Annotated in this window: 15 protein-coding genes; 12 read left to right on the top strand and 3 right to left on the bottom strand. The window is 50.1% G+C overall.

Translation table 11 applies throughout. From position 1 onward, the window contains the following. The 3 genes from IGR76_00200 to IGR76_00190 form a co-directional block, all read right to left on the bottom strand. Positions 1–267, bottom strand: a 267-nt coding sequence (locus IGR76_00200; GenBank protein ID MBF2076969.1) for an NAD(P)(+) transhydrogenase (Re/Si-specific) subunit beta, incomplete at its 3' end; no start/stop codon positions are given. Positions 268–275: 8 nt separating this feature from the next. Further along, positions 276–569 (bottom strand): NAD(P) transhydrogenase subunit alpha, encoded by a 294-nt coding sequence (locus tag IGR76_00195; protein ID MBF2076968.1) that lies wholly within the window; start codon positions 567–569, stop codon positions 276–278. A gap of 47 nt (positions 570–616) precedes the next feature. Beyond that, positions 617–1783: a Re/Si-specific NAD(P)(+) transhydrogenase subunit alpha gene (locus tag IGR76_00190; protein MBF2076967.1), complete on the bottom strand. Its 1167-nt coding sequence runs from the start codon at positions 1781–1783 to the stop codon at positions 617–619. A 1211-nt stretch (positions 1784–2994) separates the two neighbouring features. On the opposite strand from IGR76_00190, the gene IGR76_00185 reads away from it, so the two are divergent. From IGR76_00185 to IGR76_00130, 12 genes are all read left to right on the top strand, one after another. Next, positions 2995–3537: a DUF2808 domain-containing protein gene (locus tag IGR76_00185; protein MBF2076966.1), complete on the top strand. Its 543-nt coding sequence runs from the start codon at positions 2995–2997 to the stop codon at positions 3535–3537. A gap of 128 nt (positions 3538–3665) precedes the next feature. Then, positions 3666–3806 carry a 50S ribosomal protein L34 gene (rpmH, locus tag IGR76_00180; GenBank protein MBF2076965.1) on the top strand — a complete coding sequence of 47 codons (141 nt, stop codon included), beginning with the start codon at positions 3666–3668 and terminating at the stop codon, positions 3804–3806. 106 nt (positions 3807–3912) lie between these two features. Beyond that, the gene (locus IGR76_00175) at positions 3913–4329 is read left to right on the top strand and encodes a ribonuclease P protein component (protein ID MBF2076964.1); all 417 of its coding nucleotides are present in this window, start codon (positions 3913–3915) and stop codon (positions 4327–4329) included. Next, entirely contained in the window at positions 4319–4702 is a 384-nt protein-coding gene (locus IGR76_00170) for a PH domain-containing protein (protein MBF2076963.1), read from the top strand. Before IGR76_00175 ends, IGR76_00170 begins: the two co-directional genes overlap by 11 nt. Positions 4703–4794: 92 nt before the next feature. Further along, positions 4795–6063, top strand: coding sequence for a membrane protein insertase YidC (gene yidC, locus IGR76_00165; protein MBF2076962.1), 1269 nt, complete (start codon positions 4795–4797; stop codon positions 6061–6063). Positions 6064–6069: 6 nt separating this feature from the next. Continuing rightward, the gene (locus IGR76_00160; protein MBF2076961.1) at positions 6070–6564 is read left to right on the top strand and encodes a KH domain-containing protein; all 495 of its coding nucleotides are present in this window, start codon (positions 6070–6072) and stop codon (positions 6562–6564) included. A 45-nt stretch (positions 6565–6609) separates the two neighbouring features. Further along, entirely contained in the window at positions 6610–7146 is a 537-nt protein-coding gene (locus IGR76_00155) for a DUF177 domain-containing protein (GenBank protein MBF2076960.1), read from the top strand. Positions 7147–7165: 19 nt separating this feature from the next. Further along, a complete protein-coding gene (locus tag IGR76_00150) occupies positions 7166–8665 on the top strand; it encodes an AAA family ATPase (GenBank protein MBF2076959.1) in 1500 nt (499 codons plus the stop codon). A 25-nt stretch (positions 8666–8690) separates the two neighbouring features. After that, entirely contained in the window at positions 8691–9161 is a 471-nt protein-coding gene (locus IGR76_00145) for an SH3 domain-containing protein (GenBank protein MBF2076958.1), read from the top strand. A gap of 53 nt (positions 9162–9214) precedes the next feature. Beyond that, positions 9215–9745 carry a tetratricopeptide repeat protein gene (locus tag IGR76_00140; GenBank protein MBF2076957.1) on the top strand — a complete coding sequence of 177 codons (531 nt, stop codon included), beginning with the start codon at positions 9215–9217 and terminating at the stop codon, positions 9743–9745. A 200-nt stretch (positions 9746–9945) separates the two neighbouring features. Next, a complete protein-coding gene (miaB, locus tag IGR76_00135; protein ID MBF2076956.1) occupies positions 9946–11328 on the top strand; it encodes a tRNA (N6-isopentenyl adenosine(37)-C2)-methylthiotransferase MiaB in 1383 nt (460 codons plus the stop codon). Positions 11329–11891: 563 nt separating this feature from the next. Beyond that, positions 11892–12044: a hypothetical protein gene (locus IGR76_00130; GenBank protein MBF2076955.1), complete on the top strand. Its 153-nt coding sequence runs from the start codon at positions 11892–11894 to the stop codon at positions 12042–12044. The last annotated feature ends 6 nt before the right edge of the window (positions 12045–12050 follow it).

Genomic DNA, 12050 nt, shown 5'->3' with positions numbered 1-12050 from the left:
CATTTGGGGCATGGCAGTCATGGCAACTTTTTGAGCAGCGATCGCCCCAATCAAAGAACCCGCCACAATCGCCAGCAAAATCAGTTCATAGTTGAGGACGGATTGGTTCAGCAAGGTTGCGGCGATCGCCAGCAGCATCCCCACAGCGGCGATCGTATTGCCCTGCCGTGCCGTAGCGGGAGAACTCAGTTTTTTCAATCCCAGAATGAAACAGACGGCTGCGGCCAAGTAAGCCAACTCGATGCCCGTTGGGATTAGGTTTGTCAATGGGGTCATCATGCATTCACGTCCTTCTTCTTAAACATTTGCAGCATTCGATCCGTTACCAGAAACCCACCGACAACGTTCACCGTAGCCAGCACAACGGCCATGAGTCCAAGGGTCGTTGTAAGGTTCAATTCTTTCGGTGCGGCGATTAATAGTGCCCCGACAATCGCAATGCCGGAAATGGCATTTGCCCCCGACATCAGCGGCGTATGCAACGTCGGCGGAACTTTATTAATGACTTCAAATCCAACAAACGACGCTAAGACAAAAACCACAATTCCAGTCAGCAGTCCGGCTGCCATTGGCGTTACTCCTTCCAACAAAAAACTCTACAGATTGCCCAAAACGCTTAGGCATTTACCGCTGATTCCAACGCCGTTAATGCATCCAAAACCCGGCTACTGCGGATTTGCCCGTCGTGGGTCACACAGGCTGCATCAATGATGTCGTCCTCAAAATCCAGCTTTAGCTCTCCCTTAGGCGCAAGGTGATGGATCAACGTGGCTAAATTCTTAGCGTAGGTCTGGCTAGCATGGATCGGCATGGAAGACGCTAGGTTCAACGGCCCAAGGATCGTCACGCCATGATGCACCACATCCCGACCGGGATCCGTGCATTCGCAGTTGCCGCCCTGTTCTGCCGCAATATCCACAATCACCGATCCCGGCTTCATCTGGGACACCATTTCCTCGGTAATCAAGATCGGAGCCTTCCGACCGGGAACCTGCGCTGTAGTGATGACCACATCCGACTGGGCAACATGCTGGGTCAGGACTTCGCGCGATCGCGCCTTCGCTGCCTCGGAGATCTCCTTGGCGTATCCCCCTTCAGCCACCGTTTCTTCTTCTAGCGCAACCTCGACAAATTTTGCGCCGAGGCTTTGCACTTCTTCCTTCACGGCTGGACGAATATCAAACGCTTCAACGATCGCCCCTAACCGTCGAGCCGTGGCGATCGCCTGCAACCCTGCTACACCCGCTCCCATCACAAACACTTTAGCGGGGGCAATGGTTCCGGCTGCCGTGGTCAACATTGGGAAAAATCGAGGGGCTGCCGTTGCTGCAATCAAGGCTGCTTTATAGCCTGCCAAACTGGCCTGCGAGGATAGCGCATCCATGCTTTGCGCCCGACTAGACCGGGGGATCATTTCCATGCTGAAGGCTGTTACTCGCCGATCTGCCAAACGTTTGATGGTACGGGGATCGCCCAACGGATTCAAAAAACTGATCAGGATCGCGCCTTCTTTCAGCAGCGAAATCTCGGAACATCCATCCTGGCGATCTTTAGGTGGACTCACTTTGAGCAAAATATCCGCTTCACGCCACAGATGATCGACATTAGCCACGACTTCAGCGCCTGCCGACACATAGGCAGAATCTGAAAAGTATGATCGTTCCCCTGCGCCAGATTCGACCAGAACATGAAATCCCTGTTTCACTAAGCGAGATACCGTATCTGGATTCAGGGCAACTCGATTTTCACCAACTTCAATTTCGCGTGCAACTGCTAATTTCATCACGTCTCCTCAATCAGCAACAATTACTAGTTCAACCTCGGAAGGACTTGCATTAAAGTCATTCCATGTCAATTGAAATCCTGGCAAAACCGTTATTCGTTGAGATTGGATGATCACTTGAGATAACGACCATCATTCCATTTGATAAATCACAGTAGTAACCAGGCATTTTATGCAAACCGATATGCTTCAGGTCAATTTCACAAAACTCCGATCAAGGTAATTAACTGATGCAAGACGTTTAATTTTCTAGATCTAGCATTGAACATCTTTTTCTTGCCATGAACACCGAAATAGAATCCTTCAAGGCCCTATAGAACCTACTCAGCGATCGCGATACCTGTTCATGCAAAAACCTTCTATCCTCTACTCTTCAACAGACTTGGTGAATTGACATCCTTCTAAACTGATCATTTAGAGCCGTAATACCCCATTCAAAGGTGTGCCAACTGCATCACTCACAAAACTCACAAGAAATATGTTCAAAACATCAAAACCAACATGCTTAATACTATTGTCCCCAAGAATTCAAAAATAGGAAGCATACGCAATAAATTAACACCTTGTCAGAAGCTATTGATACTTACAAAAATCAATACAATGATTTAGAAATATTAAAAACATAAACGTTTTGATGCGAGACGGGCGATCGCCCAGCAGATTTTGCTTTTTTATCCCGACTGCCCATGTCTAGAGTCGTAGATTTCTTAGGCCATCCTAAGAGACGTTTTCCTCAAAACCGCTATTTTTTAATCTGATTTTTTGAATTGTGGATTCAAGCTAGAAAATCAGGTGGATCAACCATCAGTATCGTGAATGGCGATCGCCATGATCATCAACTGGATTCAATAGGAATTCTCCTCTCTTCCACGAACTGGGGTAAGCGAGAACGCCCCTGTCCCCTGATTACGGCACGAGTAACCACACATCAAGCGGAACTTTCCTAGAATCAGAACAGTCCTGGTTGACTGACATATCTTTTCTAGTAAGTTGGGTGAAACAACGTGGAACCCAACTCTAGCCTTTATTCTGTTGGGTTACGCTAGCGCTCACCCAACCTACGAGAGAATCAGGGTTGTGTGAGTTTTGTCAGTCAATCAGGAACAGTCAAATACTTGGGTAGAACCGTCTACCCTACCCCCAAACTTCAATTGATTAAGTTTTGTGGTACGTTCATCACATATCGTTGCGTCATGAAGCGATTCAAGTCTATGCCTTCCAAATCATCCATTTTTCGCCCGTGTTTACCAGCATTGGCGATCGCGGGCGTCTTCGTCACTGGCGTTTCAAGTCTCGTACAGGCTCAATCCATGCCCGGTATCACTGTCTTCAGTGGTATTGACCGGGAAAACCAGTTAAGTTACTACCTAGACTACGGCGGCATTCCATCTCGTCCCGATCGCTACCACCTCAAGGTTCCTCCCCGCAAGATGGAACTGGCGGTTTCAGAATTTGCAGTTAGCTACCCAGAGTCCTTTACAGGCACTTTTGACGTAGACGATGTTCGCGTGGAGGTTGACGGTGAAACCGTAGACATAGATGAAGTGGTCTGGGATGAGGAAAATCGTCTCATTCGGATTTATCTGACCGAACCTGCTCCCGCAGCTTCAAATGTCGAGCTAGTCTTTTCCAATATGCGAAATCCTCGCAGTTCTGGTATGCATTACTTCAACTGCCTTGTGGTTTCACCGGGCGATTCAACGGCTCTGCTCCGGTATATCGGCACCTGGATTATTAGTATTGGCGGTGTTTAGTCGGCTAAGAGTACAGAATCACTCGCTCATTTGACGCTCTCTGCAAAGGCATTCCCATTGACTGGGTTGCCTTTGCAGAATAAGATTATAAATTGTGCTGTTTTTAGTTGGTTGTCGGTAGTAGATTTATGACTAAGCGTACCCTGGGTGGCACTCGCCGCAAGAGAAGAAGAGTATCCGGCTTCCGTGTTCGGATGCGAACCAAAACAGGTCAGCGGGTGATTAAAGCCCGTCGTCGTAAAGGAAGAGCAAAGCTCTCAGCAGACTAATTGTGTCTTGACGTAGCAATCCCGCAAGGGAACAAGGCAATTTTTGCTTACTCCGAGAGCAATATTGCCTCATTTTTTCTAGATAGATAACGTAGGTCTGAAAGCTGTGGCACTGCCAAAGGCGCATCGACTCAAGCATCGGCATGATTTCAGCGCCGTATACCAGAGGGGGCTGCGCCGGTTTGGTAGTTGCTTGATCCTGCGAGCATTACACTCTTTGTCTGACGCTAAGCCTAATTCTGGGAATGGGTTGGGATTGGCCAAACCGCCTGCAAATCGGGATAGCGCTGCACCATCGCGAATCGGATTTTCAATTAGCCAAAAAGTAAGCAAGCGAGCCGTCATTCGTAACCGCATTCGTCGTCAGCTTAGTGCAGCGATTCAAACGCTTCTGCCTTCCATTGCTCCAGGTTGGAAGATTGTAATTGTGGTTCGTCCTGAAGCAACGCAGTGCGATTATCACCAATTTCTGCAAGAATTGAAGCAGTTGCTGGCTGACGCTGAGGTAATAAATGGCTGTTAAAGAAGAGGTTTACTTTGAAGGCGGTCCCCACATTGGAGATCTCATCATCAATATATTGTTGGGATTTACGATTATTTGTATCCCGCTAACCGTTGGTGCTATTGTCAGGGCACTCTGGCTGCGCTACCGAATCACCGATCGTCGAATCTCGGTTACAGGAGGCTGGAGAGGGCGCGATCGCTCGGATGTAATCTACTCAGAAATGTCTAAAGTGATTACAGTTCCTCGCGGACTCGGCCTTTGGGGCGACATGGTGATTACCCTAAAAGACGGTAGCCGCCTTGAGCTGAGAGCGATTCCAAAATTTCGAGACGTTGCTGACTTCATTACGCAGCAGATTGATGCCCGCAAGATGAGTAGCAATAAGCGATAATTGACTAGTTCGATTTCTCAAGCTTCTCAATCCGTCCCTCCGACGGTACCTCGTACAGACTCTAGACGACTTACTTCGCTCTGCACAAACGCATGGACTTTGGCATTGGTTTTCTTTCAAATAATGTAATGTTGCCGATCCTAGATTTCTTCTACGGAATCTGGCCTAGCTATGGATTGGCAATCGTAGCACTGACCCTCGTCATTCGTTTCGCTCTGTATCCGCTCAGTGCTGGGCAAATTCGCAGCATGCGACGAATGCGAGTTGCACAGCCCGTCATGCAAAAGCGCATGAAAGAGATTCAAGAACGGTATAAAGACGATCCGCCGAAGCAGCAAGAAGAGATTAGCAAGCTTTATAAAGAGTTTGGTAGCCCCTTCTCTGGCTGCTTTCCCTTGCTCGTCCAGATGCCGATCTTGTTTGCGCTATTTGCAACACTGCGGGGATCACCATTTGCAGATGTCAATTACACGGTTGATTTTCAGATTTTCCCTCAAGAAAAAATCGAGCAGATTCAGCCCCAGGTCTTTGCAACCAAACCTCAGAATATCTACGTTTCTGATGGGGTTCACGTTCCAATCGTTGCGTTTGTGCCCGGTGGCAATCGTCTAGTCGTAGGCGAGAAAACCAAGATTGAGTTTCAATCCACGGATGGAGAAACCCTTGAGCAGATCGAAGCCGACTATCCCGATACCGAAATCATTCCATCCTGGACTGTGGTAGAAGGGGCTGACTTAGTCGATATCAAGGACGATGGAACCATTGAAGCGCTGCAACCCGGCACCGTAAAGTTGCAAGGGAAAGTTCCTGGCTTAGCCTCCAACAAAGGCTTCCTATTTATTGAGGCCTTGGGTCGGGTTGGAGCCGTTGACCCAGACGGTGCTATCCATTGGGACATTGTTGGGATGGTTCTATTCTTTGGAGCAAGCTTATACGTAAACCAGTTGCTCTCTGGTCAAGGGGCAGCTTCAAATCCCCAGCAGTCAGCCGTTAATAAAGTTACGCCCATTCTGTTTTCGGGTATGTTCCTTTTCTTCCCACTCCCGGCTGGGGTATTGATGTACATGGTCATTGCCAATATTTTCCAAACCCTCCAGTCGTTTATCCTATCGCGGGAGCCGCTGCCGGAAAATCTGCAAAAGATTGTGGATGCAGAGCAAAAAACGCTGGCTACGGATACGGGGCGATCCACCCTACCCTTTGAGCCAGCGAGTACCAAAAAAGAAAAAGCTTCGTCGGCCAGTACAACTGCGAAGAAAGCCAACGCAACCCCCTCCAAGGCTCCTACGTCTGCTCCGAAGACGAGGGGAAAAACAGAGGGGAAATCAGGGCGCACTCCAAGCAGCAAGAAGAAAACCTGAGGAACGATCATGGACGACGTGCAGGGTCAGCGCGGGCAACAATGGCTACAGGATCTGATGACCGTCATGGGGGTCTCTATTCAAGGCGTGGAAGTCCAGCGCCCTCAGGAGGATGAGAGTTGTTGGTTAACGATCTCCTCTGAGGGTTTATTGCCAGAGGAGATTGGTGTCTTGCTGGGTGAACGAGGTACTGTCCTGGATTCAATTCAGTACCTGACTAACATCACCTTAAATATGGGGCAGCCAGATGATCAGCAAACAGCGTATACCGTGGAGTTGGCTGGGTATCGTGCCCAAAGGCAAGCTGAACTTCAAGAAATGGCAGAATTAGCTGTTCAAAAGGTTCGTGAAACAGGCGAGGAATACGAGATGCCTCCCATGTCGTCTGCCGAACGTCGTCAGTTGCATACCATGATGAAGTCCTTCGAGGATTTAGCGACCGAAAGTCGAGGCAGAGAGCCTGATCGTCGCTTGGTGGTTCGGTTGGCAAATCCTCAATAGAGTTCTTACGTTCATTTGTGGTTGCGCTGCTGCGTGACAAGGGTTATGGAGTCGTCGTTACAGCCTATCTACATTCCCCAACTGGCCAAGGCACTTGATCGCACCGATGTGATCAACGTTGATGAGTACCTTCCCGATTTAGAAACACTCACGCCTGTACAGGGAAGCCTTAAGGTGGTTCATCAAGGAAACTATCTTGAGGTGACGGGGCAGGCGGAAACGATTGTGACCTTGGCGTGCGATCGCTGTCTTCAGCACTATAACTATCGTTTGACGGTGGATACGTCGGAACTCATTTGGCTAAAATCTGCCAGTGAGACCGAATTTCAACCATTGGAAGTGGAACTGGAGTATAGCGAGTTAGTAGAAACGCTGCCCCCGGACGGCTATTTTGATCCCGGTGCTTGGATCTACGAGCAGCTTTGCTTGGAGCTACCTCAACAGCAGCTATGCAGCACCGATTGTTCAGGGTTGACGGTTGAGACGGATGCATCTCCCCCAGCGATCGATCAGCGCTGGGCGATGCTGGAACAACTGCGCGATCGCCTCCCTCAGTCTTCCATTTCTGATGATTCAACGTGATGTAGTCCTGGTTTGAGTCATGGGATTTAGCGACGAGTTTGAACTACTGCTACGAGCCCGATATCCGCTCATTTACATTCCGACCCTCGAAGAGGAACGGGTTGAGTTGGCGATCGCCCAGTGTGCCAAGCAACAGGGAAATCGTGGCATCTACACTTGGGATTTTGTCGATGGCTATCAGGGAAATCCGAACGATGCGGGCTTTGGCAAGCGGAATCCTCTGCAAGCCCTAGAGTTTGTCGAAAAATTACCCGCTACCGTGCCTGGGGTGTTTATCCTTCGGGATTTTCATCGTTTTCTAGAGGATGTTGCCATTTCCCGTAAGCTGAGGAATTTGGCACGACTCCTCAAATCCCAGCCTAAAAATGTGGTGGTGTTATCCGCCCAGCTTTCCATTCCCTCTGAGTTGAGTGAAGTGTTAACGGTTCTAGAGTTTCCGCTTCCCAGCGGTGCCGAAATTCGGGACGAGTTGTCGCGCTTACTCGTTGGCCTCGGTCAGTCCCTCAGCGATCGCACCCTAGACGATCTGGTTCGGTCGGCTCAGGGGCTTTCGCTAGAAAGAATTCGTCGCGTTTTGACACGGGCGATCGCAGCGCATGGTGAACTGCGTTCCGATGATATCGAGCTTATTCTCGAAGAAAAGCGTCAAACCATTCGCCAAACCCAAATCCTAGACTTTTACCCAGCGACTGAACGGATTTCCGACATTGGGGGCTTAGATAATCTCAAAGACTGGCTGTTGCGTCGTGGTGGCTCCTTTTCCGACAAAGCTCGCCAGTATGGGCTGCCCTATCCCAGAGGACTCTTGCTTGCAGGGATTCAGGGAACGGGCAAATCCTTGACGGCAAAGGCGATCGCCCACCACTGGCATTTACCCCTCCTTCGCCTTGACGTTGGCCGATTGTTTGGGGGGCTGGTGGGCGAGTCAGAATCGCGCACCCGGCAAATGATCCAACTGGCTGAAGCCTTGGCTCCCTGCGTGCTGTGGATCGATGAAATTGACAAGGCTTTTTCTGGCGTAGACGGTCGTGGGGATTCGGGAACCACCAGTCGCGTCTTTGGCACCTTTATTACCTGGCTTGCCGAGAAAACTACCCCCGTCTTTGTGGTAGCAACGGCGAACAATATTGCGGCACTGCCGCCAGAAATGCTGCGGAAAGGTCGATTTGATGAAATTTTCTTCGTGGGACTACCAACCCAGGAGGAGCGCACCGCGATCTTTTCAGTTCACCTCTCGCGGCTGCGGCCTCACAATCTCAAAAGTTACGACATTGATCGCCTAGCCTACGAAACGCCAGATTTTTCTGGGGCGGAGATTGAGCAGATCATCATCGAAGCCATGCATATTGGCTTTAGCCAGAACCGTGACTTTACCACGGACGATATTCTTGAAGCTGCGAGTCAAGTGGTTCCCTTGGCGCGAACCGCTCAAGATCAAATCCAAGCTTTGCAAAATTGGGCAGCGGCAGGAAAAGCCCGCCTCGCCTCGCGGCAAAATGGCTTTGGGGGCTTACGATAAGGGGTAGTGTGTTTGTGAAGACCCTATGCGTAATGTTTTGACCTTTATTTCAGGCGTGCTTCTGGCACTTGTGATCCTATTCGTGGCAGGGGCAGGCGTGACCCGCTACCTCATTGGTCGGCTGTCGGTTCCTCCCGATCGCCCCACCTTTGAAAACGATAGGCTACCGTCGCCAGTCGCTAGTGAGTCTCCGACTGAATCGCCTGCAACTCCAGCCGCGATCGCCACACCTGAACCCCCAAACACACCCGAAACCCCAAGTCCAAGCCCAACAGAGGCTGAGACGGATGGCTACACGGCTCGCGTGATCCAACCCATTGGCCTCATTCTGCGGGAAAGCCCCACGGCAGACTCCCGCCAGATTGCGGGGCTAGAGTACAACACCGAGGTTATAGTACTGGAAGAGAATGAGGATGGCAGTTGGCTGCGCGTCCAGCTTCCGAATAGTGGCGTTGAAGGATGGATCAAAGCTGGAAATACAGAGAAAGTCCAGTAGAGTTTTTCCCTGAGCGTTGCGTTGTAGGTCACACCCAGTCAGGTAGTTAACCCGTGAGCGATACCCAAGAGGAACGAGCACAGCAGCTTTTTCAAGCTGGCAAGATCGCGTTTGAGCGAGGCGATTACCGAAAAGCAATTGAATATCTTGAAAAGGCGGCGGCTTTAGTCCCCCAAGGGTCACGACTCGGTGGCGAAACCCAGGTATGGCTGGTCACATCCTACGAGGCGAATGGTATGCGCCAAGACGCGATCGCCCTGTGCTCGAAAGTGAGCCGACACCCGATTCCCTCCGTGGCTAAACAGGGTCGGCGGATTCTTTATATCCTGCAAGCTCCTCGTCTAAAACTGCGTCCGGAATGGATGACGCAAATTCCGGATTTGGGCACCCTGCAAGATTCCAATCGTGACGATGTTTTGGAAAAATATCGCCCTACCACCAAACGGCGACGACGAAAAAGGGTGGAGGACGAACCTGCTGTTGAAGATTTAAGCAAGATGAATACGAAAGATAACCAGTTTGTCTGGTTAGCATTGGGGGTGATCGTCTTAGTGCTTGGGGGATTAGCTTGGTTCAGCACTTAAGTTCAAGTGAATGGAGATCCGAGAATCCACTCCAAGTTAGACTTCGGGCGATCGCACCCTCCCATTCCTTACACAGCGATCCAGATTGACAGCATGTACTGACCGAAAATCGACAGCCTATTGCACTAAAATTGCTGTCCGGTAAGCTGCTTTGTTATGCTAAAAGACTTGACAGCCTTTTATGATATCGAGTTTGACCTATGACCGCTTCCCCACGCCGCTATCACATCACTACCTTCGGCTGCCAAATGAATAAAGCCGATTCTGAGCGCATGGCCGGGATTTTAGAAGACATGGGGTTTGCCTGGTCAGATACGCCCGATGATGCCGATCTGATCCTCTACAACACCTGCACTATTCGGGATAACGCGGAACAAAAGGTTTATTCCTACCTGGGACGTCAAGCCAAGCGCAAACATGAGCAGCCCGATTTAACCCTAGTCGTTGCAGGTTGTGTCGCGCAGCAGGAAGGGGAATCGCTACTGCGTCGAGTGCCGGAACTTGATCTAGTTATGGGGCCTCAGCACGCGAATCGGTTACAGGATTTGTTGGAACAGGTCTTTGACGGGAATCAGGTGGTAGCCACGGAACCCGTCCATATTTTTGAAGACATTACCAAAGCTCGGCGAGATAGTACCGTTACCGCTTGGGTTAACGTTATCTATGGCTGCAATGAGCGCTGCACCTACTGTGTTGTACCTGGTGTGCGAGGGGTTGAGCAGTCCCGCACTCCGGACGCGATCCGGGCTGAAGTGGAAGAACTGGGTCGGCAGGGATATAAGGAGATTACCCTGTTGGGGCAGAATATTGATGCCTACGGTCGAGATCTTCCCGGAAGCACTGCCGAAGGACGCCATCTGCATACGCTGACCGATTTACTCTACTTTATCCATGACGTTCCCGGCGTTGAGCGAATTCGCTTTGCCACCAGCCATCCCCGCTACTTTACGGAGCGTTTGATTCGGGCCTGCGCTGAGTTGCCTAAGGTGTGCGAACACTTCCATATCCCGTTCCAGTCTGGGGATAACGAGATTCTGAAGGCGATGGCACGAGGCTACACCCATGAGCGCTATCGTCGCATTATCGATAAGGTGCGGGAGTATATGCCCGATGCGTCGATTAGTGCTGATGCGATCGTAGGTTTTCCAGGAGAAACAGATGCTCAGTTTCAAAATACGCTGAAACTCGTTGAAGACATTGGGTTTGATCAACTTAACACGGCTGCCTATTCGCCCCGACCGGGCACGCCTGCGGCTTTGTGGGAGAACCAACTTTCAGAAGAGGTGAAGAGCGATCGCCTTCAACAGATTAATCATCTGGTTGCAGTGAAGGCGGCAGAGCGATCGCAGCGCTACCAGGGACGAGTAGAGGAAATCCTAGTGGAAGATCAAAATCCTAAGGATCCCAACCAGGTGATGGGACGCACCCGGACAAATCGCTTAACCTTTTGCAACGGCAAGATAGAAGATCTAAAGGGACAGCTTGTGCAGGTTCACGTCACTGAGGTTCGCGCTTTTAGTCTGACTGGAGAACTTCTGATTCCAACAGGACTTACGCAATTGGGCGATTTTGCGCGGGTGTAACCCGCGCAAAATGGGAGCATCCCACATTTGCAAATTTATCAATGTCTGGAGTGCGGGCATCTTGCCCGCGAGCGGGACGCTCGCACTACCCGTACAAAATTGGGATGCTCCCCGCAAAATCGCCTAAAAGACTCAGGGCGCCGCACGTAGTGCGTAATACCAATTCTGAGTTTTGTTCGCGCAGCGTCTCCGCAGGAGAAATGCTCAGTTTTGAGTTATGAATGCGTTGCACCATCAGGGATGTCAGCCTTTCATCTGTAGCTAGAATTTTTGAAATTGGTATAAGTCCTGATTGTTAAGCTTAAGAGAACTCAGACCAGACCTTCCCTGTAGCTCGCTGACTCGGTACAAATCAAGATGAGGATTGGTGGTTGCCACGGGACACTTAGATCCCGTAAATAAAATGTGCGTATTTTGCAGGCTTTGTCATAGCACCTGACTTTCAAAAACTCGGACAACTACTCAAGCATTTTCATACTCTGAGTTTTAAGATGAAAGCATAAAGATAAGTCCGGATTTAGGAGTTTGCACCTCCATCTCTCTAGAGCAAAATATGGGAGTCGTTGACACAGCAATATATGGAAAGCAGCCCGACTTCTTCGCTTTTGCATCCGCCCTGTTTTGCGATCGCCACGACACCGTTAGCGGATGCGTTTTCCTGTTTAGATGGGCGTTGTTGCATGAAAGAGGGGTTGCGGGCGGGAGAGGCATGGTAAATTTCA

Origin of the sequence: Synechococcales cyanobacterium T60_A2020_003, from assembly GCA_015272205.1 — a bacterium.
Taxonomy (GTDB): Bacteria; Cyanobacteriota; Cyanobacteriia; order RECH01; family RECH01; genus JACYMB01.
Note: the sequence above shows the minus strand (reverse complement) of the source record. Positions and strands in the feature narration are given on the sequence as shown.

Coding starts and splice junctions, on each gene's coding strand:
- IGR76_00195 (MBF2076968.1), bottom strand. CDS start 569: ATGGCAGCCGGACTGCTGACTGGAATTGTGGTTTTTGTCTTAGCGTCG.
- IGR76_00145 (MBF2076958.1), top strand. CDS start 8,691: ATGCGTAATGTTTTGACCTTTATTTCAGGCGTGCTTCTGGCACTTGTG.
- IGR76_00185 (MBF2076966.1), top strand. CDS start 2,995: ATGCCTTCCAAATCATCCATTTTTCGCCCGTGTTTACCAGCATTGGCG.
- IGR76_00170 (MBF2076963.1), top strand. CDS start 4,319: ATGGCTGTTAAAGAAGAGGTTTACTTTGAAGGCGGTCCCCACATTGGA.
- yidC (MBF2076962.1), top strand. CDS start 4,795: ATGGACTTTGGCATTGGTTTTCTTTCAAATAATGTAATGTTGCCGATC.
- rpmH (MBF2076965.1), top strand. CDS start 3,666: ATGACTAAGCGTACCCTGGGTGGCACTCGCCGCAAGAGAAGAAGAGTA.
- IGR76_00150 (MBF2076959.1), top strand. CDS start 7,166: ATGGGATTTAGCGACGAGTTTGAACTACTGCTACGAGCCCGATATCCG.
- IGR76_00155 (MBF2076960.1), top strand. CDS start 6,610: ATGGAGTCGTCGTTACAGCCTATCTACATTCCCCAACTGGCCAAGGCA.
- miaB (MBF2076956.1), top strand. CDS start 9,946: ATGACCGCTTCCCCACGCCGCTATCACATCACTACCTTCGGCTGCCAA.
- IGR76_00190 (MBF2076967.1), bottom strand. CDS start 1,783: ATGAAATTAGCAGTTGCACGCGAAATTGAAGTTGGTGAAAATCGAGTT.